General features: G+C 41.5%; 18 protein-coding genes and 1 tRNA gene. 9 read left to right on the top strand and 10 right to left on the bottom strand.

The features are described from left to right. The first annotated feature begins 51 nt into the window (after positions 1-51). Entirely contained in the window at positions 52-1,113 is a 1,062-nt protein-coding gene (locus ABMY45_RS14725) for a DUF6765 family protein (protein WP_010368772.1), read from the top strand. Between the two features lie 43 nt (positions 1,114-1,156). On the opposite strand, the gene ABMY45_RS14720 is transcribed toward ABMY45_RS14725, so the two are convergent. From ABMY45_RS14720 to cutA, 9 genes are all read right to left on the bottom strand, one after another. Continuing rightward, positions 1,157-1,903: a hypothetical protein gene (locus ABMY45_RS14720; RefSeq protein WP_206473036.1), complete on the bottom strand. Its 747-nt coding sequence runs from the start codon at positions 1,901-1,903 to the stop codon at positions 1,157-1,159. A gap of 339 nt (positions 1,904-2,242) precedes the next feature. After that, positions 2,243-2,893 (bottom strand): hypothetical protein, encoded by a 651-nt coding sequence (locus ABMY45_RS14715; RefSeq protein ID WP_174170561.1) that lies wholly within the window; start codon positions 2,891-2,893, stop codon positions 2,243-2,245. Then, positions 2,894-3,100 carry a hypothetical protein gene (locus ABMY45_RS14710; RefSeq protein WP_069021385.1) on the bottom strand — a complete coding sequence of 69 codons (207 nt, stop codon included), beginning with the start codon at positions 3,098-3,100 and terminating at the stop codon, positions 2,894-2,896. A 223-nt stretch (positions 3,101-3,323) separates the two neighbouring features. Then, positions 3,324-3,400 (bottom strand) — tRNA-Ile (locus tag ABMY45_RS14705). 626 nt (positions 3,401-4,026) lie between these two features. After that, the gene (gene accC, locus ABMY45_RS14700) at positions 4,027-5,373 is read right to left on the bottom strand and encodes an acetyl-CoA carboxylase biotin carboxylase subunit (RefSeq protein WP_045987969.1); all 1,347 of its coding nucleotides are present in this window, start codon (positions 5,371-5,373) and stop codon (positions 4,027-4,029) included. A gap of 20 nt (positions 5,374-5,393) precedes the next feature. Further along, positions 5,394-5,858, bottom strand: coding sequence for an acetyl-CoA carboxylase biotin carboxyl carrier protein (gene accB, locus ABMY45_RS14695; protein ID WP_017217207.1), 465 nt, complete (start codon positions 5,856-5,858; stop codon positions 5,394-5,396). 19 nt (positions 5,859-5,877) lie between these two features. After that, entirely contained in the window at positions 5,878-6,339 is a 462-nt protein-coding gene (gene aroQ / locus ABMY45_RS14690; RefSeq protein ID WP_174170577.1) for a type II 3-dehydroquinate dehydratase, read from the bottom strand. 194 nt (positions 6,340-6,533) lie between these two features. Next, complete coding sequence (locus tag ABMY45_RS14685) at positions 6,534-8,345, bottom strand: protein-disulfide reductase DsbD (protein WP_349289067.1); 1,812 nt, start codon at positions 8,343-8,345, stop codon at positions 6,534-6,536. Then, on the bottom strand, positions 8,345-8,665 hold the full coding sequence (gene cutA / locus ABMY45_RS14680) for a divalent-cation tolerance protein CutA (RefSeq protein WP_349289066.1): 321 nt from the start codon (positions 8,663-8,665) through the stop codon (positions 8,345-8,347). Before cutA ends, ABMY45_RS14685 begins: the two co-directional genes overlap by 1 nt. A gap of 129 nt (positions 8,666-8,794) precedes the next feature. Between cutA and ABMY45_RS14675 the strand changes: the two genes are divergently transcribed. The 4 genes from ABMY45_RS14675 (at position 8,795) to ABMY45_RS14660 (ending at position 12,878) form a co-directional block, all read left to right on the top strand. Continuing rightward, positions 8,795-9,307, top strand: coding sequence for an FxsA family protein (locus ABMY45_RS14675; RefSeq protein ID WP_017217203.1), 513 nt, complete (start codon positions 8,795-8,797; stop codon positions 9,305-9,307). Between the two features lie 156 nt (positions 9,308-9,463). Continuing rightward, positions 9,464-9,751: a co-chaperone GroES gene (locus ABMY45_RS14670; RefSeq protein ID WP_010368755.1), complete on the top strand. Its 288-nt coding sequence runs from the start codon at positions 9,464-9,466 to the stop codon at positions 9,749-9,751. Positions 9,752-9,801: 50 nt separating this feature from the next. Continuing rightward, complete coding sequence (gene groL / locus ABMY45_RS14665; protein WP_010607119.1) at positions 9,802-11,448, top strand: chaperonin GroEL; 1,647 nt, start codon at positions 9,802-9,804, stop codon at positions 11,446-11,448. Positions 11,449-11,675: 227 nt separating this feature from the next. Continuing rightward, on the top strand, positions 11,676-12,878 hold the full coding sequence (locus ABMY45_RS14660) for a tyrosine-type recombinase/integrase (protein WP_349289065.1): 1,203 nt from the start codon (positions 11,676-11,678) through the stop codon (positions 12,876-12,878). Between the two features lie 2,583 nt (positions 12,879-15,461). Here the strand turns inward: ABMY45_RS14660 and ABMY45_RS14655 are convergent. Continuing rightward, positions 15,462-15,707: a helix-turn-helix transcriptional regulator gene (locus tag ABMY45_RS14655; RefSeq protein ID WP_045962838.1), complete on the bottom strand. Its 246-nt coding sequence runs from the start codon at positions 15,705-15,707 to the stop codon at positions 15,462-15,464. Between the two features lie 98 nt (positions 15,708-15,805). Between ABMY45_RS14655 and ABMY45_RS14650 the strand changes: the two genes are divergently transcribed. The 4 genes from ABMY45_RS14650 to ABMY45_RS14635 all read left to right on the top strand — a co-directional run bounded on the left by ABMY45_RS14650 (position 15,806) and on the right by ABMY45_RS14635 (position 18,422). Next, the gene (locus ABMY45_RS14650; RefSeq protein ID WP_349289064.1) at positions 15,806-16,276 is read left to right on the top strand and encodes a hypothetical protein; all 471 of its coding nucleotides are present in this window, start codon (positions 15,806-15,808) and stop codon (positions 16,274-16,276) included. Positions 16,277-16,725: 449 nt separating this feature from the next. Beyond that, positions 16,726-17,103 (top strand): hypothetical protein, encoded by a 378-nt coding sequence (locus ABMY45_RS14645; protein WP_349289063.1) that lies wholly within the window; start codon positions 16,726-16,728, stop codon positions 17,101-17,103. A 54-nt stretch (positions 17,104-17,157) separates the two neighbouring features. Beyond that, positions 17,158-17,511, top strand: coding sequence for a hypothetical protein (locus ABMY45_RS14640; RefSeq protein ID WP_349289062.1), 354 nt, complete (start codon positions 17,158-17,160; stop codon positions 17,509-17,511). Positions 17,512-18,164: 653 nt separating this feature from the next. After that, positions 18,165-18,422: a hypothetical protein gene (locus tag ABMY45_RS14635; RefSeq protein WP_239425981.1), complete on the top strand. Its 258-nt coding sequence runs from the start codon at positions 18,165-18,167 to the stop codon at positions 18,420-18,422. The last annotated feature ends 1,870 nt before the right edge of the window (positions 18,423-20,292 follow it).

The raw sequence follows: 20,292 nt of genomic DNA, 5'->3' as shown, positions 1-20,292 counted from the left end.
GTGTCACGGACTACACTGTGGCGATAAAGGAAAAGAGAAGGACAACGAAAAATGCAAATTGATTTACATCATGGCATGACATGGGTGGTCGCACGCGCGGCGGGATTCACTGACCAAGAGGCTGAAATTATTGCTCACGCGGCACAATACGTAGATGATGCAACAAACTATGGTCACATCAAGTTTGATAACGGTGCTGCTTACGAGCGCATCGCAACCGCCCATAAGATGCTCGATTATAAAAACCTAGACAGCTTAAAGAACATGAAAGTGTGGGTACCTTTTCATTTCCTACCGGGTAATGGGGGGTTACCTGCTGGGCAAAATCCGTCGGGCACCTTTATTCAAAAGCTAGTGTGTAAGCCACATTCCCATGTAGCAAAAGATATGGTCGCTGAGTGTATTGCAGATAAGCATAGGCCTTATGGACTGCACCGCCTTGGTATCACCTCTCATGTCTTTATTGATACTTGGGGCCACCAGGGATTTGCTGGCATACAGCATGAAGTCAATGAAGTGACTGAAATAATGGACTTGAATGGTGAAGCAGAAGAGACTTGGCGCGAGCGAATAAGCGAATACTTTTCTGATGTTTTTCAAGATGATATTCCAAGTTTAGGACATGGGCAGGCGCTTTCCCACCCTGATCAGCCTCATCAGCAGTGGAGTTACATCAACGGGTTGGGCGAGAAAGTGGTGCGAGATAATCCAAGCGATTTTCTGGTCGCAGCCGATGAGCTCTGTAAAGTCTATCAAGACTATCTAGGCGAGGCTACAAGGGGCTTGAGTGAGTCATTAAAGCAAAAAATAGCGCAGTGCTTTGCTGAATTTGATATGGATGATGGTGAAGAACGTCATCAACTATGGCTTGATGCCATTGAAGCTAACCGATTTGGGCTTGGAAGTTATACCCTAACTTACATTGCAAAAGGTGAAGGGTCGTGGAAACACCAAGCGCTAGGTACAACCCGTGCTAAAGGTGACGACGATAGCTATTCATTTCGCAGTGAATTCTTAACTTCTAACTGGAAGTATTTTCACGATGCAGCTAAAAAGCATCGCCTCTGTGTTATTGATGATATTTTGCCCAAATACGGAATTTGTGTGAGCTAAGTCTCATTAAAGTAAGTGCAGCTAGGCTGCACTATTTTTGTGTTTAAAATAGCTCGGAAGAAAGCTCGCGGGATTGTGAATTTTGGTTAATATGCCAAGTTTCGACAAGGCGAGTCGTACCACCCGAGTTTTTACAAATTAATTCTGTCACCAGCACTTTATAAAAACCACTGTATTTAGCCTCACCCACAACATTCAAGACATCACTATAAAATCCACCTTGATGTCTTTCATTGAAAAATACTGGGTTACCACTGACATAATTGGCTTTGCGGCACTGGCCTTGGTGCGAGTTGTTATTAATATTAATCAAGCCGGTATATTGAACATCCGCAAAATACCCTGGGCCATTGCTCGGCGTTTGCCAATCAGCCACTGTAATTTCACTGTGCCATACAACGGCGGGAGCCTTGGGTATCTTGTGATAAACAATCGCCTCTTCACCTGAGGGTAACGTGCAGCTGAGTTTAAGCGACTTTTCTGTCAGCTTATGCTCCGCAGGCAGTGGGCCAGAAATAAAGGGCGCGTTGAATGTGAGAGGAGCAATCAAATCGCCGGTTTGTGTATTAACCACTTCAAATTGATGGCACTCATCCGCCGCTAAGCCGCCCGTGAGCGCATTAAAGTACTCAGTTGTGCCTGCACGAGCTGAGATAAAATCAACAGGTGCGCCCTGATACTGCGAATGATCTCCAGCACCATCCTGATCATAAAATACCTGAGTAGCCAAAACAGAAGTGGAACTACAAGCCAATGCCATCGCAAGCAGTCGAGTGTTGAATGTAACCATAGTCTTTCCTTTACAGTTGTGTTTGTTTTTTATTCAGTCTCAATATAAGGTAAATGTAACTTCATGCAACTTTTTGATTTTTATGGTTTTGGCAATTATCTAATTACTGCAACTGCTATTTGGAGTGGTGCGTGATGTGGATATAAATGCTAAGAGTTTAGCCAGCGTTAGATGAATGGAGTTCAAGTGGGTAGAGGTTCAACTCATCTGACGCTTTGGGACAATAAAGGTAGTCTAAATGCAATAAAGTCAATTTTGGCCGAGTTGTTGAAGGAGGAGAAGTTGTGGCGAATAGCTTTATTTTATAAAAGGATGGCAGCTGGAGGCGAATAGGCTAGCTTAAAGTTGTTTGAACCAAGAGTTGGCTTTCCTTGGTTCAAAATACCCTAAAATACAGTTTGGATTGATTATGCATAGCTGTATGTGATTTCTTTCTCGAAAACCTGCGCCATCATATAAGTGGGAGCCTTCAGGAAACATACCTCGAACAGAATCAATGAAATTAGGATGTTTTTGGATTTTTCTTTTATTTTCAGGAGCCGAATGATTCGTTAATTTAAGGTCTTCAGCGATAAGGTCATTATTTAATTGCTGTAAGCGTAGCATTACTTTGCAATCAAGTTCGCGGACGTAGGTGATATCTTCATAGATAACTCGATTTTTTGGTAGCGGCTTACCAACTTTGTCGAGTTCATTTTTTAGTATTTGATAGGTAGTTGCGACTTTATTGATATCTTGGCTATCCAGAAGATCGACACAATGTCCTAGCTTGATAAATGCTCCAATAACAGTAGGGTTGTCAATGCTGTCTTTATTTTTAGCCCAATCTAGAGCTCTCTCGTAATCATTTTCCCAAAAGTATATACCATGACCTAACCAGTCATAGTCATTTTCACTTTTGGCGATCGAGGCACCGTTCTTGATTACTTCATCAAAGATTTTTTGGTCACATCCGTGAAAACCAACAACTACACCAGGAGATATATACATCTAGGCCGAAATTTTATCTAGCAGTTCACCCTGTGCGTCTAAAATACCAGCTCTTTGTAAGGAGTCTGTAATAGCATCTACAGAAATGTTAGTAGCCACAGTTGAAGCCTGAGGGTGGCTGACAGTGCGACGTACTCTGTGTCCCCGACGAGTTCTTGGGTTTAATTCTTTAGCTCGTGACTCTAGTTCCGCCTGTAAATCAAACATTGCTTACCTTCAAAAAAATATTTACTACTTTTCATTCTACCCTAATTGACGATATCGTCAATTTACCACAATACATTGAAAGTTTATGGTACTTGTTATGTCACCTTTGCTTATAGCTTTTTCAATGAGCAAGCTTATGTATGCTCAGCATATTACATGCTTTAAGAGAGATAGTACCGAGTGGATTCGGTTAGTAGTTAATAACGTGGAAGAGTAGGAAAAATGGTGGCCCCACCTGGACTCGAACCAGGGACCTAACGATTATGAGTCGTGCGCTCTAACCAACTGAGCTATAGGGCCATTTTGTGTTTTTGCGCGTTATATTCGTCCATGAAGCTTGGTTCCGGTCTCGGATTCAACGCTCAGGGTCGCTGCGCTAATATCCCTTCGCTTCCTCGACGTAAACTTTCTTTGAAAGTTTACCCAACTGAGCTATAGGGCCATTTTGTGTTTTTGCGCGTTATATTCGTCCATGAAGCTTGGTTCCGGTCTCGGATTCAACACTCAGGGTCGCTGCGCTAATATCCCTTCGCTTCCTTGACGTAAACTTTCTTTGAAAGTTTACCCAACTGAGCTATAGGTCTATTTGCTGTAGTGATTTAAAGGTAAATCACTGAAAGCGCAGGCAGTATAAAAATTTTTAACAGGCTTGTCACTATTAAAACGTGAAAAAGTCGGGGCGAATGGATTGATTGCTCAATAATAAGCCAATGTTGTAGCGGTTAGGGTGTTGCGTTGTGCGGATCATTAAAATGGTGAGGTAAGTACTGGTCTGGTTTTGCAGTGTAAAAAAATAGAGTTACTTAGAATTCGGGTTGGATTTTTGCTGTAAACACAAGATGAGCAAGCAGTAACGTTCGCTGGAAGTAGGGCAGAGATAAAAGAAGCCGGCAATTGGCCGGCCTCTTTTAGGAGAACGAATTAGGTTATTGGTGCATGCCTAGTTTTTTCTCTAGGTAGTGGATATTCGTGCCACCGTTTTGGAAGTTCTCGTCTGACAAGATCTTCTTGTGAAGCGGGGTATTGGTTTTAATCCCGTCAATTACTAGCTCATTTAGTGCGTTTTTAGCACGAGCGATCGCAACATCACGGTTCTCACCATAAGTGATTAACTTACCGATCATCGAGTCGTAATGTGGCGGTACTGTGTAATCAGCGTAAATATGGCTGTCCCAACGGATCCCAAGGCCACCTGCTGGGTGGAAGCGTGTAATTTTACCCGGTGAAGGGATAAAGCTCTCTGGGTCTTCTGCGTTAATACGGCACTCGATTGCGTGACCACGGATCACCACGTCTTCTTGTGTGATAGAAAGCGGTTGACCAGCAGCAATCTTAAGTTGCTCTTTGATTAAGTCTACGCCAGTGACCATTTCTGTTACTGGGTGCTCAACCTGAATACGGGTGTTCATTTCAATGAAGTAGAACTCGCCGTTTTCGTATAAGAATTCAAACGTACCTGCGCCGCGATAACCAATCTCGATACATGCACGAGTACAGCGATCACCAATGTATTTACGCATTTCTGCTGTGATCCCTGGTGCAGGTGCTTCTTCCACTACTTTTTGGTGACGACGCTGCATTGAACAGTCGCGCTCACCTAGGTGGATTGCATTGCCTTGACCGTCAGCGAGTACTTGAACTTCGATATGGCGTGGGTTTTCTAGGAATTTTTCCATGTAAACCATACCGTTACCGAAGAACTGCTTCGCTTCTTGTTGTGTTAAGGCGATAGAGTTTGCAAGTTCTTTTTCGTTGCGAACGACACGCATACCACGACCACCGCCGCCGCCAGCCGCTTTGATGATAACTGGGTAGCCGATACGCTTAGCGATCTGCGTATTGCGGTCGTTGTCATCTGTCAATGGACCATCAGAACCTGGCACGCAAGGTACGCCTGCTTTTCTCATCGCTTCAATTGCTGATACTTTATCGCCCATTAGGCGAATAGTGTCGCCCTTTGGACCGATAAAGATAAAGCCACTTTGCTCAACTTGGTCTGCAAAGTCGGCATTTTCAGAAAGGAAACCGTAACCTGGGTGAATAGCAACCGCGTCAGTGACTTCTGCCGCTGCGATAATACGAGGAATATCAAGGTAGCTTTCGCTTGCCGCAGGTTTTCCGATACAAATGGTTTCATCTGCAAGAAGAACGTGTTTTAGGTCGCGGTCAGCTGTTGAGTGCACAGCAACCGTCTTAATACCTAGCTCCTTGCAGGCACGCAATACGCGAAGTGCAATTTCACCTCGGTTTGCAATGACTACTTTATCTAACATAACGTTGACCTTCTGCGTAATTATTCGATGATGAATAGCGGTTGGTCGAATTCTACTGGCTCACCGTTTTCAACTAGGATTGCTTTCACTACACCAGCTTTGTCTGATTCGATCTGGTTCATCATCTTCATGGCTTCAACGATGCAAAGTGTGTCGCCAACATTTACTTTTGAACCTACTTCAACGTATGCCGCTGCTGTTGGAGAAGAAGCGGTGTAGAAAGTACCAACCATAGGAGACTTAACTTGGTGACCTGCTGGTGCGCTGCTTTCTGCTGGTGCTGCTTCTACTGCTGCAGGAGCCGCCGCTGGTGCCGCTGGTGCAGGTGCCGCTGGAGCTGCCATGTATTGTTGAGGTTGTGCATAAACTGGTGCACTGCTGTGGCGATTGATACGTACTGACTCTTCACCTTCAGTGATTTCTAGCTCTGCAATACCTGATTCTTCTACTAGCTCGATAAGTTTTTTGATCTTGCGAATATCCATACAATGACCCGCCTGTTAGTTAATTTGAGTTATTTTGTTTTCGCAATTGCGCTAACGCTGCATCAAATGCAGCACGATAGCCCAACGCGCCTAATCCACATACCACGCCTTCCGCCACATCAGAAAAATAAGACTTATGACGAAATGGCTCTCTGGCGTACACATTGGTGATGTGTACTTCATAAAAAGGGATGTCCACACTGAGTAAAGCGTCTCGAAGGGCAATGCTCGTATGGGTAAATGCGGCAGGATTAATGATAATCGCATCGCATTGTTCATATTGAGCGTGAATAGCCTCAATTAGCTGCGCTTCACTATTACTTTGAATGTGTGACAAGCTGACTTGCTGTGCTTCTGCATATTCAGTTAATGCGTCAACAATTTCGTTGAGAGTCTGCGTGCCGTATTTGTGCGGCTCACGGCGACCTAGCATATTTAAATTAGGGCCGTTTACTAATAAAATCTTTAATTTTGCAGACATATTACGCGAACTTCCTTTAACTAAAGCATTAGCCAAAAATTTAGACTGTATGGCTTGTTAACTTAAGCCGAATTCCAGCAAATAGCAAATATTTCTCCATTTCGTGGAGTATTATAGAGAGTTCGAGGTAAATAGCAGCAAAATACTGGTCTAATCAGAAGGGAGAGGGGCAAACAAGCTTGCCCCTAAAATGGTTACTTTGCGTCCTGCTTGGCCTTTTCTAGGTGGGCAGCAAAGTCTTTTGCATCTAAGAAGCCTGTGATGCGGTGTGCTGGCATCTCATTACCTTGGCTATCAAAGATTAAAATAGTCGGTAAACCAAACACCGTGAATGCTTCCATGATCTCTTGGGTGTTGTCATTGGCTTTGGTCAAGTCGAGCTTTAATAGCTCATAATCTTTGAACTGTGCTTGTACTTCAGGTTTCGGGAAAGTGTATTTTTCAAACTCTTTACACGCAACACACCACTCTGCGTATAAATCAACGATAGGCACTTTGCCTTTAGCATTGGCCTCAGCAACGGCGACTTTAAGCGCGGCTAAGTCAGGTAGTAGCTTAAACTTCTGCTCTCCGGTAACGGCCTCTGCTTGAGTCGATGCAGTGCTTACAACAGCTGTAGGTGCAGGAAACAAGCTTGTTTTTAATGCGTATAAGCCAACAATGAACAGGGTGATCGCAAAGCCCCACAATGTGGTTTTACCTTTTCCTGCCTGTAATTGGCTTTGCCAATAATGCAAGTAGAGTGCTGTTGCTACGGCGAGGCCACCGGCAAGTGAGACAATCACTGTCGCATCGAGTATGCGCTCTAAAAGGATAAGCGGTACGAAGAGCATCACAAAACCAAATAGCGTTTTGACCTGATCCATCCAGCCACCTGCTTTTGGTAGTAATTTTCCACCTGAGGTACCTAGTAGTAATAGCGGTAGGCCCATGCCCAAGCTAAGTGCATATAGTGTTACCGCGCCCACCACATAATCACCACTTTGCGCGACAAATAATAGCGCGCCGGAAAGTGGAGCCGTGGTGCAGGGCGATGCAATAAGTCCAGATAGTACACCCATAATGAATACGCCCCAGTAATTGCCGCCTTTTTGCTTGTTACTGAGCTGAGTGAGTTTATCCATCATGCCGCTAGGTAAACGAATTTCGTAAACCCCAAACATAGATAGCGCGAGTGCGACGAACAATATACTAAAGCTGATAAGTACCGCGGGATGCTGCAAGTAGCCTTGAATTTGGCCACCAAAATACGCAACGACTAACCCAAGCGCCGCGTAAGTGACCGCCATACCTTGCACATAAACAAAAGACAAACTGAAGGCTTTTTTAGTCGAAAGGCCTTGTTGACCGGCGATGAGGCTCGACAAAATAGGGAACATCGGGAATACACAAGGGGTAAACGCAAGGCCAATACCAAGGCCAAAGAACGTCAAAATATTCGCAACTAAGCTGCGCTGCATTAACTGCTCAGTGAAAGACAAATTATCGTTATCCACAGGCGCGCTTTCGCTTTGAACTTCTGCTTTTGTTTCAGGAGCTTTGGTGGACGTGGCCTTTGGCTTTTCTCCCGCAATCGTGCTTAACGGCACTTCTACAATTTCTGGCGGATAGCAAAGTCCAGCTTCGGCGCAGCCTTGATAGCGTATTTTTACGATTGCACCTTGCTCGATATTACTGAGCTTAGAGATAACAGATAAGTTATTGAAGTAGACTTCAGTGCGACCAAAAAACTCATCTTCAATCATCTTTCCTGGTTCAAGCTCCGGCACTTGGATGTCGGCTTGTTTAGCGATAATTTGAAGATTCTTCTTATATAAGTAATAGCCGTCGGCGATGTCCCAACCTACAAACAAGGTGTTGCCTTGCTGGTCAAAATCGAACTTGAATGCTTCTGTTACTGGTAAAAAAGTCTGTTGTTTAGGAGCCAGTAAGCTGTCTAACACCGCATTGTTTGCTTGTGCGGGAAACCACATCAGCAATGAGAAAAGAACTACTAAGAGTCGCATTACAATAATACCTCGTCCATCCATTTGAAATAAGCTAAGTTGCCACTGGTGACGTCCACAACTTGAATTTCTGGGACATCATAACTGTGTAGTTCACGAATAGTGGTCATCACTTGCTCTAGTTTTTCGGATTTTGTCTTGATTAACAGCTTGGTCTCTTGTGCATGTTCAACCTGACCTTCCCAAACATAAATAGATTCCACTGCTGGGATTAGGTTCACACAAGCTGCAAGTTTTTGCGTTACAAGTTGCGTTGCAATTTTACGCGCTTCTGCAACCGAATCGCATGTAGATAAGACGAGTTTATATCTTACGCCCATTGCCATTTCCATTTTAGGGTTAGTAATGGCATCTTAGCGGATAGCTCCTCTTTTCTAAAGCGTCTTACTTGTATCGCTTGAATTAAGACCTTTGCACCCATATTTATCTTTCGTAGATTTGGAGAAAGTATGTTTAGATTCTTATTTATTTTGTTTATCGCTATTCCGATTATTGAAATTGCTTTGCTGATCCAAGTCAGCGAGGTGATAGGCGGTTTTGCTACCATTGCGCTTGTAATTGGTACCGCCATTTTAGGGGCAAGACTGGTTAAACAGCAGGGTCTTGGCGCTTATGTCAACGTACAGCAACAGATGTCTCGTGGGCAATTGCCTGCACAAGATTTATTTACCGGTTTGTGTGTGATCATTGCCGGTGTGCTATTGATGACGCCTGGGATCATGACCGATGTATTAGGTTTTTTACTGTTAACCCCAGCCGTTAGAAAAAAGCTGGCGCAGTCGCTTTTAGCCCATGCCACCGTAAGAGTGCAAACAGGCATGCACTCAGGTCAGTCACCGTTTGCTAATCAATCACGCGACGAGCGTGCGGATCAGCAGGAAGAAATTAGAGATCCATTTAAAAATCAATCGGGTAGAAATTCTTCAACAACGATTGAAGGTGAATACGAAAGAAAAGACTAAATTTTTTTGGTTTTTTCTCTTGGGTTTTAATTTGCCCATCCCCATAAATGAAAGCAATTAAAATTGCGTGTGTTAACCACAGCCTGTGGATGTAACAGCGCCTTAAAAAAGCATTATTTCTGTCATTGTTCAGAAACTGTTAGGAGAACTATATAAATGAACATTCGTCCTTTACATGATCGCGTCATTGTTAAGCGTCTTGAAGAAGAAACAAAGTCAGCTGGCGGCATTGTGTTAACTGGTTCTGCAGCTGAAAAGTCTTCACGTGGTGAAGTAGTTGCAGTAGGCAACGGCCGCGTGTTGGACAATGGTGAAACTAAAGCACTACAAGTAAAAGCAGGCGACACAGTGTTGTTCGGCTCTTACATCGAAAAAACTGAAAAGATCGAAGGTCAAGAGTACCTGATCATGCGTGAAGATAACATCTTAGGCATCGTAGAATAATTAATACTTTTTAGTTTAATCGACAACAGAATTTAAGAGGAATTTATAACATGGCAGCTAAAGAAGTTCGTTTTGCAGGTGACGCTCGTACAAAAATGCTAAAAGGCGTAAACGTACTAGCAGACGCAGTAAAAGTAACACTAGGTCCTAAAGGCCGTAACGTTGTTTTAGAAAAGTCATTCGGCGCACCAACTATCACTAAAGACGGTGTATCTGTTGCGAAAGAGATCGAGCTTGAAGATAAGTTCGAGAACATGGGCGCACAAATGGTTAAAGAAGTTGCGTCTAAAGCTAATGACGCAGCGGGTGACGGTACTACCACTGCAACTGTTCTTGCGCAAGCTATCGTGAATGAAGGCCTTAAGTCAGTTGCTGCGGGCATGAACCCAATGGACCTTAAGCGTGGTATCGACAAAGCAGTTATCGCTGCTGTTGAAGAGTTAAAAACGCTTTCAGTACCTTGTTCAGACGCAAAGGCGATTGCACAGGTTGGTACGATTTCAGCTAACTCTGACAAAGAGATTGGTGACATCATTGCAGAAGCAATGGAAAAAGTAGGTCGCGAGTCTGGTGTTATCACTGTAGAAGAAGGCCAATCACTACAGAACGAACTAGATGTAGTTGAAGGTATGCAGTTTGACCGTGGTTACCTATCACCTTACTTCATCAACAACGCTGAAAAAGGCCAAGTTGAGCTAGATAACCCACATATTCTTCTAGTAGACAAGAAGATCTCTAACATTCGTGAACTTCTTCCTACACTAGAAGCTGTTGCTAAAACAAGCAAGCCGCTACTAATCATTGCTGAAGACCTTGAAGGTGAAGCGCTGGCAACTCTAGTTGTAAACAACATGCGTGGTATCGTGAAAGTTGCAGCGGTTAAAGCACCTGGCTTTGGTGACCGTCGTAAAGCAATGCTACAAGATATCGCGACACTAACTGGTGGTACAGTTATCTCTGAAGAAATTGGCCTTGAGCTTGAGAAAGCTACGGTTGAAGACCTAGGTACAGCTAAGCGCGTGGTTATCACTAAAGATGACACAACTATCATCGACGGTGCTGGCGAGCAAGAAGCAATCGATGGTCGCGTATCTCAGATCAAAGCACAAATCGAAGAAGCAACTTCTGACTACGACAAAGAGAAACTACAAGAGCGCATGGCAAAACTTGCAGGCGGTGTTGCAGTAATCAAAGTTGGCGCAGCAACTGAAGTTGAAATGAAAGAGAAAAAAGACCGCGTAGAAGATGCACTACACGCAACTCGCGCAGCGGTTGAAGAAGGTGTAGTACCTGGTGGTGGTGTTGCGCTAGTTCGCGTAGCGAGCAAGCTTGAATCGTTAACTGGTGACAACGAAGACCAAAACCACGGTATTAAAGTGGCACTTCGTGCGATGGAAGCACCACTTCGTCAAATCGTTTCAAACGCAGGTGACGAAGCATCAGTTGTGGTTAACGCAGTTAAAGCTGGCGAAGGTAACTACGGTTACAACGCTGCAACTGGCGAATACAGCGACATGATCGAAATGGGTATCCTAGACCCAACTAAAGTAACGCGTTCTGCACTACAATTTGCAGCATCAGTTGCTGGTCTAATGATCACTACAGAAGCGATGGTTGCTGAGATTCCGAAAGAAGAAGCTGCTGCTCCAGATATGGGCGGCATGGGCGGAATGGGTGGTATGGGCGGCATGATGTAATGAGCCCACTATGATTTCATAGAAACTCATAATGTTTCAAAAACCCCGTAAAATATTGTTTTACGGGGTTTTTCTTTGTATGTAGCTGTTCAGCTTGTTTCACAATAGTTCACGAAGTTTCAATTTTTTTGGGGTATAAAGTGGGGGATCGCCATTTGCGTAATGTTATTTTTTAGTATTAAATGAGGTGAATACCCCACATTTGATACCCCTAAAAGGATTGCATTATGAGTTTAACAGCTCTCGAAGTGAAAACTATTTCGTGTCCTGCTGATAAAAAACAAATCAAGAAGTTTGATGGTAATGGTTTGTTTTTATTGGTAAAAAACAATGGTTCTAAATTATGGAGAATGCGCTTTAAGTTATCAGGAACATATAAAGAACTGGCTTTAGGTCAATACCCCACGATACCCCTCGTTGAAGCAAGAAAACTGGCAGAGGAAGCAAGGGTTTCTCTGATTCAAGGGATCAACCCAATCGAAGAAAGAAGAGAAAGAAAACGAAGCCACTCCGCAATTGACAGGCAGTTTCAAAACGTAGCATTGAAATGGTGGGAACAACAAAAAGACTCTTGGTCTGCCGACTATCAAGCTCGTGTAAAACGCTTTATAACCAAAGACTGTAAGTCATTAAGTAAGTTCCCCATCGAACAAATAGATGCTGGACACATTACCGAGGTTATGTTGTCTATAGAGGCGTCAGGAACTCCAAAAAAAGCCCCCTTGATACTGACAATCATTAATCGGATCTTTGGGTATGCTTTGGCTCATAGGTTGACCAGATATAATCCTGCTCAAGGTTTACCGCTCAAAGACATTATTAAACCACTGCCAAAGGTACGCTCACATTCAGCCATTATTAAAGCGAGTGAACTTGGAAAACTCATTTATGATATTGATACAACTCCCACTGGAAGCTTCTGCACAGTAGAAGCGTTGAAGCTTATCCCAAGAGTCTTTCTCAGGCCCAATGAAATACGTAACCTGAAATGGGAGTATGTTGATTTTGAGGAAAAACTGATACGTATTCCAGCCACAGAAATGAAAAAGGATCGTGATCATCTAGTACCACTTTCGAAGCAAGTTATTAAACAATTAAAATATATACAGGATTATACCAGTTACTCTATGTATGTTTTTCCAAGTCAAAGAGATAGCCATAGGCCAATGAGTAAGAATGTAATGACCAACCGCTTGAGATATTTAGGATATGCCGCTGATGTAATGTCTGCTCATGGGTTTAGAAGTACTGCTTCAACGATACTACACGAACAAGGCTGGAATCATGACGCGATAGAAGCACAACTCGCTCATTTGACTGGCACAAATACGTCAAGGGCATACAACAGGTCTATTTATTTGCCTGAGCGTAAAAAGATGATGCAACAATGGAGCAATTATTTAGAACAACTTTCCAGTAAAAAAATTTAGAAAACTTGTTCTCAAGTGTTTATTTTTCAATTATTTATTGTTTTTTAGATGAATTTATTTTGTTTGAAATCCCACTGTTTTGCTAACTCTTTACAAAATTAAAAAAAGTTGCATAAATTAATGTTGAGTTAATAGGTACTGAGTATAATTGATAGGCCTTAGACGTCGGGCATTTATATATTTACTAACTTTTTTTGATGAAAAAAGAAACATTTCTTACGTCTATTTCAATCGACGTGTATCAACCGAATAACAGTGAAGCAGCTTGAGAACGTTCGAAAGTATTTTATGACTTATTGAATTTAAATATGCAGCAGATCCAAAGAATCATTAAGATGGTTCGCCTGTGTGCCAAAGATGGCGGATCTTTACGTATGATATAGTAAAGTTGAAAACATATTTCCTCCCTAACACTCATTGCATTGATGAAACAAATGTACATAAGCGGCAGAGTTAAAGCGCATTTAGATTTTAATAACAACGATATGATTCGATTTGTTTGAATGCTGAATAATTGGTTTTTTCAACGTACATTGCGCAAGAAGATAAGCGCTTCTCACAGGCAAAGGCATATCTATATTTCTTGAAAAACATGAAGCGGGAAGAGTGAACTCATAAAGCAGCTCATCTACTCTGAAATATGTTCGGCCACGGCAAAAAATGCAATCGTTCTGCTTGATCCACATTGAGATATATCAAAAGAAATCGCGAGATTTAAGGAGTTTTCAAACGAGAAAACAGCGCGTAGGTTAGTGTATATTGACCCGTCACTCAGCACGAATGAGTACCCATCAATTAATCCATTTACGTTTGTCGATGCGCATGAAGATAGCATTAACCTAATGGCGCAAGAGATCATAAAAATACTCAATGTACTGCTCAAATGAACCACCACAACCAGCCAAATGAACGCAATTTTGTATCCGTGCGTGGCGACACTACTCAGGCGAAAAGATAGCTCGCTGATAGACTTAAAACGATTTATGAATGATGAGGAAAACTCAGATCTGATTGAAGAATGAATGAAGCTAGAAAATCAGTTACACCGCCGATTTTTTGCGAAAAAGTTTAAAAGTAAATCTCTGTGAATAAGCAAACATGCTATAGAAATGAGGCTCCAAGTTTTACTCAATGATCCAATACTACAACGACTCCTTACTTGAGCGTATTCTATAGACCTTGAAAGCTTAATACAGCAGAGGAAAATCATCATTTTTAGGCTCCCTCTAGGAGAGCTGGGAAGTGATAGTGTGGAAGCCTACTGACGCTTTATTGTCGCTCTACTGCGTGTGATCGCACTGAAAAGGGCAAACCGAATTCAATCAAAAAGAATCCCAACCTATTTGTTTATAGATGAATTTCACAACTTTGTTTCGCCTGATCTCGAAAAGGCTTTAACTCAATTGCGTAAATATAAGCTGTATTTGGTTTTGGCCAGTCAATATATCTGACAATGCTGAGACAAATATCTGCAAAAAGCATTGTTGTCGGTATGAGTTATTATTGCCTGACAAAACGAGCGTAAAAGCCGAAAGGCAATCGAGGATGAAACTGCGATTGCCTCAAGCGAACTAGAAAACTTGAAACATTGAGAATTTTGGGTACAGTCATCAATGGTACGACCATTTAAAATTAGGGTGCCACGCTTTCTTTTAAATAACGCTCACTCAATGCCTTATGCGCTATGGAAACAAATACGTAAGATCCAACTCTCTAAATATTACTTTAAAACTGCATTAACTTTTGAGCCGAACAGGCTTACAAAGCATATTGATCTTTCTGGTTTATCTCCTAAATATTAGCGCCTTGAAATTAACTATCCCGCAGAACTACGTTTTAGAAGCATTAGCCATATTTCAATACCTTACATCGCAGCAAATCAGTACTATTTTACCCAATGTAAGCATTTCAACGGTGAACCGTTATCTGCGAGCATTAAGGAAAGCTGATAAGCCGTTAGTGAGAGTGTTACAGTTTGGCTTTGTACCGTGAAAATGACCACTGGCTCCCGTGTACTGCCTGACAGAGAGGTGAGCTAAATGACTCGCAGCTCAATGAACATATTCACTAGAAAGTATTAAACGTCCACTCGGGCGAAGCTGTTTTTTCGCGGCAGATTACTATCATCGTTTAGCGACCATTGATTTCAAAATATCGTTGATAAAATGGATAAGTAGACAGTGATATACACTGAATTTCTTTCATTGTTACTTCGAGCGAGAATGAAGCAATAATACACTCAGTGGAGCCACTTCTCAGTCTAAAGCTTTGCTCAAGGTGTGAGATCTCCAAATAATCCCTGACGCAATAGTGGGTTACCAAACACCACAGTGAAGCAAACTTATCCTTTTTGAGCAGCATATGTGAAATGATGCCAAACGAGCGCTCAAGCAAATACAATGGCACTGTTTCTTCTTGTCCTTATGAGTCGTAAACAAGAAGTATGGCTCACAAAGAAATAGCTGTATCTACTATGTGTTTGAAAATAAGTCGTGTATGGATGCGGTCATTCGTAGGCTGGAACAGGTAAGCGGATTTGCAAAGTTTCGACCGCACTTTCGTTTTAAAACAATAGCGCAGAGTTTAAGTGTCTTGGTTGGCTCGTAGCTCCTGATCTACCAAATCGACTAACTCAGCAGGTGTGCATTCTAACACCTTTGCTAGTTCAAATACTGTGGCAAGCGTTGGCTGAAACACACCTTGTTCGAGTTTCGAAATATGGGCGCGGTCAATATCAGCTTCGAGGGCTAAATGCTCTTGAGACATCTTCTTTTTGCCATTCTTTCGAACATTTCTCAGCACTCGGCCAAAAGCAATTTTTATATCCAATGCACATTCCAAAGAGTCTTATCAAAGTATTGGAATGTTCAAATTTTGTGGTATAAATTACCACGGGGTATACCCCTCAAAATCAAAAAGGAAGGATTATGAAAAAACTTGCTTACGTACTATCTATTCTCTTTGTATGCTTCGTTTCAAGTATTGCACTCTCAGCTGAGCAAAAGTCAGCCTATGACATTGATTACTATGAAATCACCTATGAGCAGATCATCACTGATTTTATGTATGGTATAGAGCCGAAGTTGATTGAGTACTACGACACATTGAAACTCTCTGAGAAACAAAAGATACATTCACTCAAAGGTATTGCAGGAAGTTTAACTTTGAATCATATGTTTAAAACATTGATAGAAGATATTGCAGCAACGGATCCTGAGGCTACGTTCGTTTTTACGAAGTTGCCCAAGGATGACTATTCCAACTTACATTTGCTCGCAGAGTATTTTAGGCAGAAGAAAGAATACAAAGATAAAACAGGAGTTGAGCTGACGGAAGAAGAAGCGAAAAGTACTCGAAAGCTGTATAAAGCTTTGTTTGGTAAAGACTATAAACATTAACTATCAATCACATGGAAAAAATGGAGGAACAGCTTTCACTAGCTGACATGCAACAACAAGAACTTATGAAATCACTTTCGTGAAAGCTTGATGAGCAATTGTGAACAAGCGACGTAAGAGAACTCGGTGAAAAATATTTGCAGTCATTTGACGCGAATATTCAAGCCTGAAACGAGCTATCAAAAGAGCTAGCACAATATCAGCTCCGTATTGAATGACTGAAAAATCTTGCAATACACAGCGCGGGTGACTGATATGAGGCTTTTATTGAGCTGCTAAAAGATCAAGAAATATCGGCCGTTGACTCTTTGCTGCTAACAATGAGTAATAGTAGAGAATCAATACAGTACATAGAACAGAACTGATTCCCTGCTGATAAAGCTGCTATAAAACACTTCAATGATGAATTTTGAACTGAATTAGCAGTATTGATTGAAACAGATAAACAAGTGCTCAACTCGTATGAAGCATGTTCAGAAAGGCTTATAGGTCTTTATAATCAGCTTGATCATAGTGGGCTTGCTGGCACTAAAATATTAGCGTTGTTAGGTAAGCTAAAAGAGGGTGATACTCAGACGTACACCGAGATTAAAGAGCTATTACTTAATGAGCCTAACGAACTTCAAAAGCTCTTACTATCAGCCAAAAAAGCGGATTCAATCAATCCTCAATCACACTTATACAGAGAAATTACGCTCACGTTAATTGATATTGATCCCAGCTTTGGAGATAAAATCAGAGCATTTGAGGACAAGTACTCATCAAATAAATCATTAGAAACCAGTTACCTTTTATCGCTTTCGGGTAGCAATATCGAGAGAGTGTGAGATTCACTGATATCGCGTGGTGACGAAAACGAAATCATAGCGATTGATATGTGAGTGAATCCACCATTTAGAGAAATTTCACTTGATGGTGAGTACGCTATTGAGTCTAACTTTCCACTTGCTGATTTACTCAAGCCTGAGCAGGAATATCAAAAGGCCTATAAAGACACTATGCCGAAAATAAGAGCCGCAGGGTTTCTCAAAACTCAGGCAGTCCAAGAGCACATTGAGGATCTCATGTTGTATAGCTCAGACCTAGCACAGATAAAGTCGGCATTGAAAAGGTGCTATCAAATTGATGTTTCGTTTGTTGAGAGTATGGATGACCTTAAGCCAAATAATCTTGATAACTTCATGATGAAATTTCAAAGCACACTCGATGCAGCGATGGAGAAATACAAAACGTGACTCGATGTTGCTATCCAAGCAAATCGCGAGAAAGTAAAAGAGCAGGACAAGCGAAAAAGGGAAATACTCCAGTTTGTTCATTGAATTGGTTTTGATCTCATAGATCAGTATTTTACTGACTCACTTATCCAAGAAATCAAAAGCAACTCGTTTGACGTTCATGGCTTGCACCTAGATCCGAATCGTCTTGATATCGCCAATGGTATGTTTGGTGAAAGCCCGAGTGAAGCCGGTGGTACAAGATGGAAGAAAAACCTCATCGCGTTCTATAACAAAATGATAACTTGAAGCCCTGAAGAGCCTCTATCTGTTACCACGCACATTTCAATGTGATGAAAAGTAGAGGACAGAACTCAGATGCAGCATTTGCTCAAGAGCTACGGATTACTCACTGAAAGTGGGAGTTTTAATAAGGAAAAAGCGAGGGGGAATTTGGGTAAAAATATAGCTTAGCACCACATAATAAACGGTTTTAAGAAAGGAAGTTTTATTGTTATATAATCATAAAGTCTAGTAATTATATCGGTTGACCCTGCGAGTCAATAACCGATTTTCCTACGTGCCTTGTAAAATAACGGTTCTTTGACACCTGGCGTCATACCGATGTTTCATAATCACTTTATTAATTAATTTCTTGAATTATGAGAAATACGGTGAGTGAACTACAAGGTTACTTTTGTCCATTTGGATCTTTAGATATTCGTGCGATTTGTAAAATTGGTGACGATCTTGATATGCATGAGGGTGAGCTGTTCGAAATCATAGATGATTTTCGTGAAAGCATTGGCTCTGAAAGTTGGGATAATATTGATCCGGTGTACTGCGTGCTTGACTATGTGTTGCAAGAAGCCAGAAACAGAGTGTCAGAAATAACTGGCTATGACTTTATCAATGATTTTTCAGGAGCATGAACAGAAATATATGTGCATGGTAACTTCATGTGCAGTAGCTTTGATTACTCTGAGGCTGCAATTGAAGAGCTTGTTAGCAATACTTCATGACATACTTCTGAGTTAATGGACGATAAATTTTGCAAATATCTTTTCGATGAACTGGATATTTCAGGGGCGTAGCCCCTGATCTTTTATGATTTATTTTACACCCTTTTTAAGTAACCCATCATATGCAAATAACAGAGTTGTTCAATTGATTTAAAAAGTACTTCCTCGTTGCGAGATGAAATAAGGCTAAAAGCTATATGAGCGTGTTGAGCACCATCAATCTACTTGTTTCATACAAAGGGGCGGAATCTCTCTGATACTATACCAGAGATGTATTGGAAGACTTCCTGACAGAGACAAGTAAGTTGAGATGCTGGACTTCCAAAACATACAGAAATCATTGGCAAAATCTAAAGTCTTTTTTTGTTCGGTGTGAAATCGTGGGCTACGTTAAAACAAACCCCGTACTCAGTGTGCCAAAGCCTAAACTCGATAAACCTTTGCCTAGGTTTGTTTCAGAAGCAGACATCAAAACGATCATATATGAAACCGAGTATTACCCATGGAGATATTCACTCGAAAGGTCACGCAACAGCGCGATAATTTTCACTCTATTACTTTCGTGAATGAGACTCCAGGAAATGTTGAACCTTACCACATGAGACGTCGACTTTTGAGAAAAGGAAATCCTGATCAGGAAAGGGAAATGAAATAAGGACCGAATCGTTCCTATCAACCAAAAGTTGCTTCCTCGACTGAAACAGTACCATGAGCACAGGAGTAGAAAGCTAAAGCCCTCTCAATGGTTCTTTACAAGCGTGAGATCTGGCAAACAACTCACTCAGAAGAACATAGCGACCATTTGTCAAAAAATCAGGTGTGCGGCATGAGTGTATTTTTCTCCGCACATGCTGAGACACACATTCGCTCGTATGGCAATTGATGCAAAGGTGAATTTGTTTGCAATTAAAGAGGTCATGTGACACGCAGACATTAGCACCACTCAGAGGTATTTATCGATTTCAAAAGAGACATTGAAAAGACAAATTTCTGATGTGAACTTTTTTATTTGACATTAAAAGAATTATCAATAAGATGCTTTGGCCTTATGGTTGTTGGATGAAAATTCAATAATTACAAATTTTACCGAAATTTGCGTAAATTAAGTTGTGAGGTGAAGAGTAAGCCGTCGTTTATTATTCCCTTATTAAAGCCAAAGAACATCTAAGCTATAAGAGCTTAAATGCTCTTATAGTTCTGTCGCGGAGTGGAGAAGTGGTATCTCGTCGGGCTCATAATTAAAACCCTGCCGAAACCATTTTTATAAGCAGCGATAGAATTAGCTATTTCTAGCTTAAAATTACGTGAAAAATAATTGAAATTTGTATCCGATGACAAAGAGGTAACACCTGAAAGTCATCGTTTTTTTATGTTTTAATTTATTTTTTATGTTTCAAATAGAAGAATTACATAATAAGTTTTGCAGGTACTGAGAAATATTTAATTGATACTCACCGAGAACGGTTCAAGCGTTCAAACACAATTTTGTACTGGTTAGAAATTACAAATCAATTGAAAAAATTCATGAGCTGGACAAAGCATATATCGAATCATTTATCATTCACGCAAAGATTGATAGGGAGTGGTCTCCTAAAACCATTAAAAATAGCCTCTGTTATCTCAGCTTGTTTTTGAAACGGTGTGTGAATGAAGGCTATATTGATGAAAATCCAACTCAGAAGATCGCTCGCCCGAAAGCTCCCAGGAAAGAGCTAAGGGGCTTATCGGCAGAAGAGGCTACCAGCCTCATTGAATACGCTAAAAATTTGCCTACATCATA

Source organism: Pseudoalteromonas sp. XMcav11-Q (genome assembly GCF_040104525.1).
Classification (GTDB): domain Bacteria; phylum Pseudomonadota; class Gammaproteobacteria; order Enterobacterales; family Alteromonadaceae; genus Pseudoalteromonas.
This window is presented reverse-complemented; position numbering and strand designations above follow the sequence as displayed.

What these genes read in the sequence shown, in the direction of transcription:
- ABMY45_RS14725 (WP_010368772.1), top strand. Translation starts at nt 52, where the DNA reads ATGCAAATTGATTTACATCATGGCATGACATGGGTGGTCGCACGCGCG.
- ABMY45_RS14720 (WP_206473036.1), bottom strand. Translation starts at nt 1,903, where the DNA reads ATGGTTACATTCAACACTCGACTGCTTGCGATGGCATTGGCTTGTAGT.
- ABMY45_RS14715 (WP_174170561.1), bottom strand. Translation starts at nt 2,893, where the DNA reads ATGTATATATCTCCTGGTGTAGTTGTTGGTTTTCACGGATGTGACCAA.
- ABMY45_RS14710 (WP_069021385.1), bottom strand. Translation starts at nt 3,100, where the DNA reads ATGTTTGATTTACAGGCGGAACTAGAGTCACGAGCTAAAGAATTAAAC.
- accC (WP_045987969.1), bottom strand. Translation starts at nt 5,373, where the DNA reads ATGTTAGATAAAGTAGTCATTGCAAACCGAGGTGAAATTGCACTTCGC.
- accB (WP_017217207.1), bottom strand. Translation starts at nt 5,858, where the DNA reads ATGGATATTCGCAAGATCAAAAAACTTATCGAGCTAGTAGAAGAATCA.
- aroQ (WP_174170577.1), bottom strand. Translation starts at nt 6,339, where the DNA reads ATGTCTGCAAAATTAAAGATTTTATTAGTAAACGGCCCTAATTTAAAT.
- ABMY45_RS14685 (WP_349289067.1), bottom strand. Translation starts at nt 8,345, where the DNA reads ATGCGACTCTTAGTAGTTCTTTTCTCATTGCTGATGTGGTTTCCCGCA.
- cutA (WP_349289066.1), bottom strand. Translation starts at nt 8,665, where the DNA reads ATGGGCGTAAGATATAAACTCGTCTTATCTACATGCGATTCGGTTGCA.
- ABMY45_RS14675 (WP_017217203.1), top strand. Translation starts at nt 8,795, where the DNA reads ATGTTTAGATTCTTATTTATTTTGTTTATCGCTATTCCGATTATTGAA.
- ABMY45_RS14670 (WP_010368755.1), top strand. Translation starts at nt 9,464, where the DNA reads ATGAACATTCGTCCTTTACATGATCGCGTCATTGTTAAGCGTCTTGAA.
- groL (WP_010607119.1), top strand. Translation starts at nt 9,802, where the DNA reads ATGGCAGCTAAAGAAGTTCGTTTTGCAGGTGACGCTCGTACAAAAATG.
- ABMY45_RS14660 (WP_349289065.1), top strand. Translation starts at nt 11,676, where the DNA reads ATGAGTTTAACAGCTCTCGAAGTGAAAACTATTTCGTGTCCTGCTGAT.
- ABMY45_RS14650 (WP_349289064.1), top strand. Translation starts at nt 15,806, where the DNA reads ATGAAAAAACTTGCTTACGTACTATCTATTCTCTTTGTATGCTTCGTT.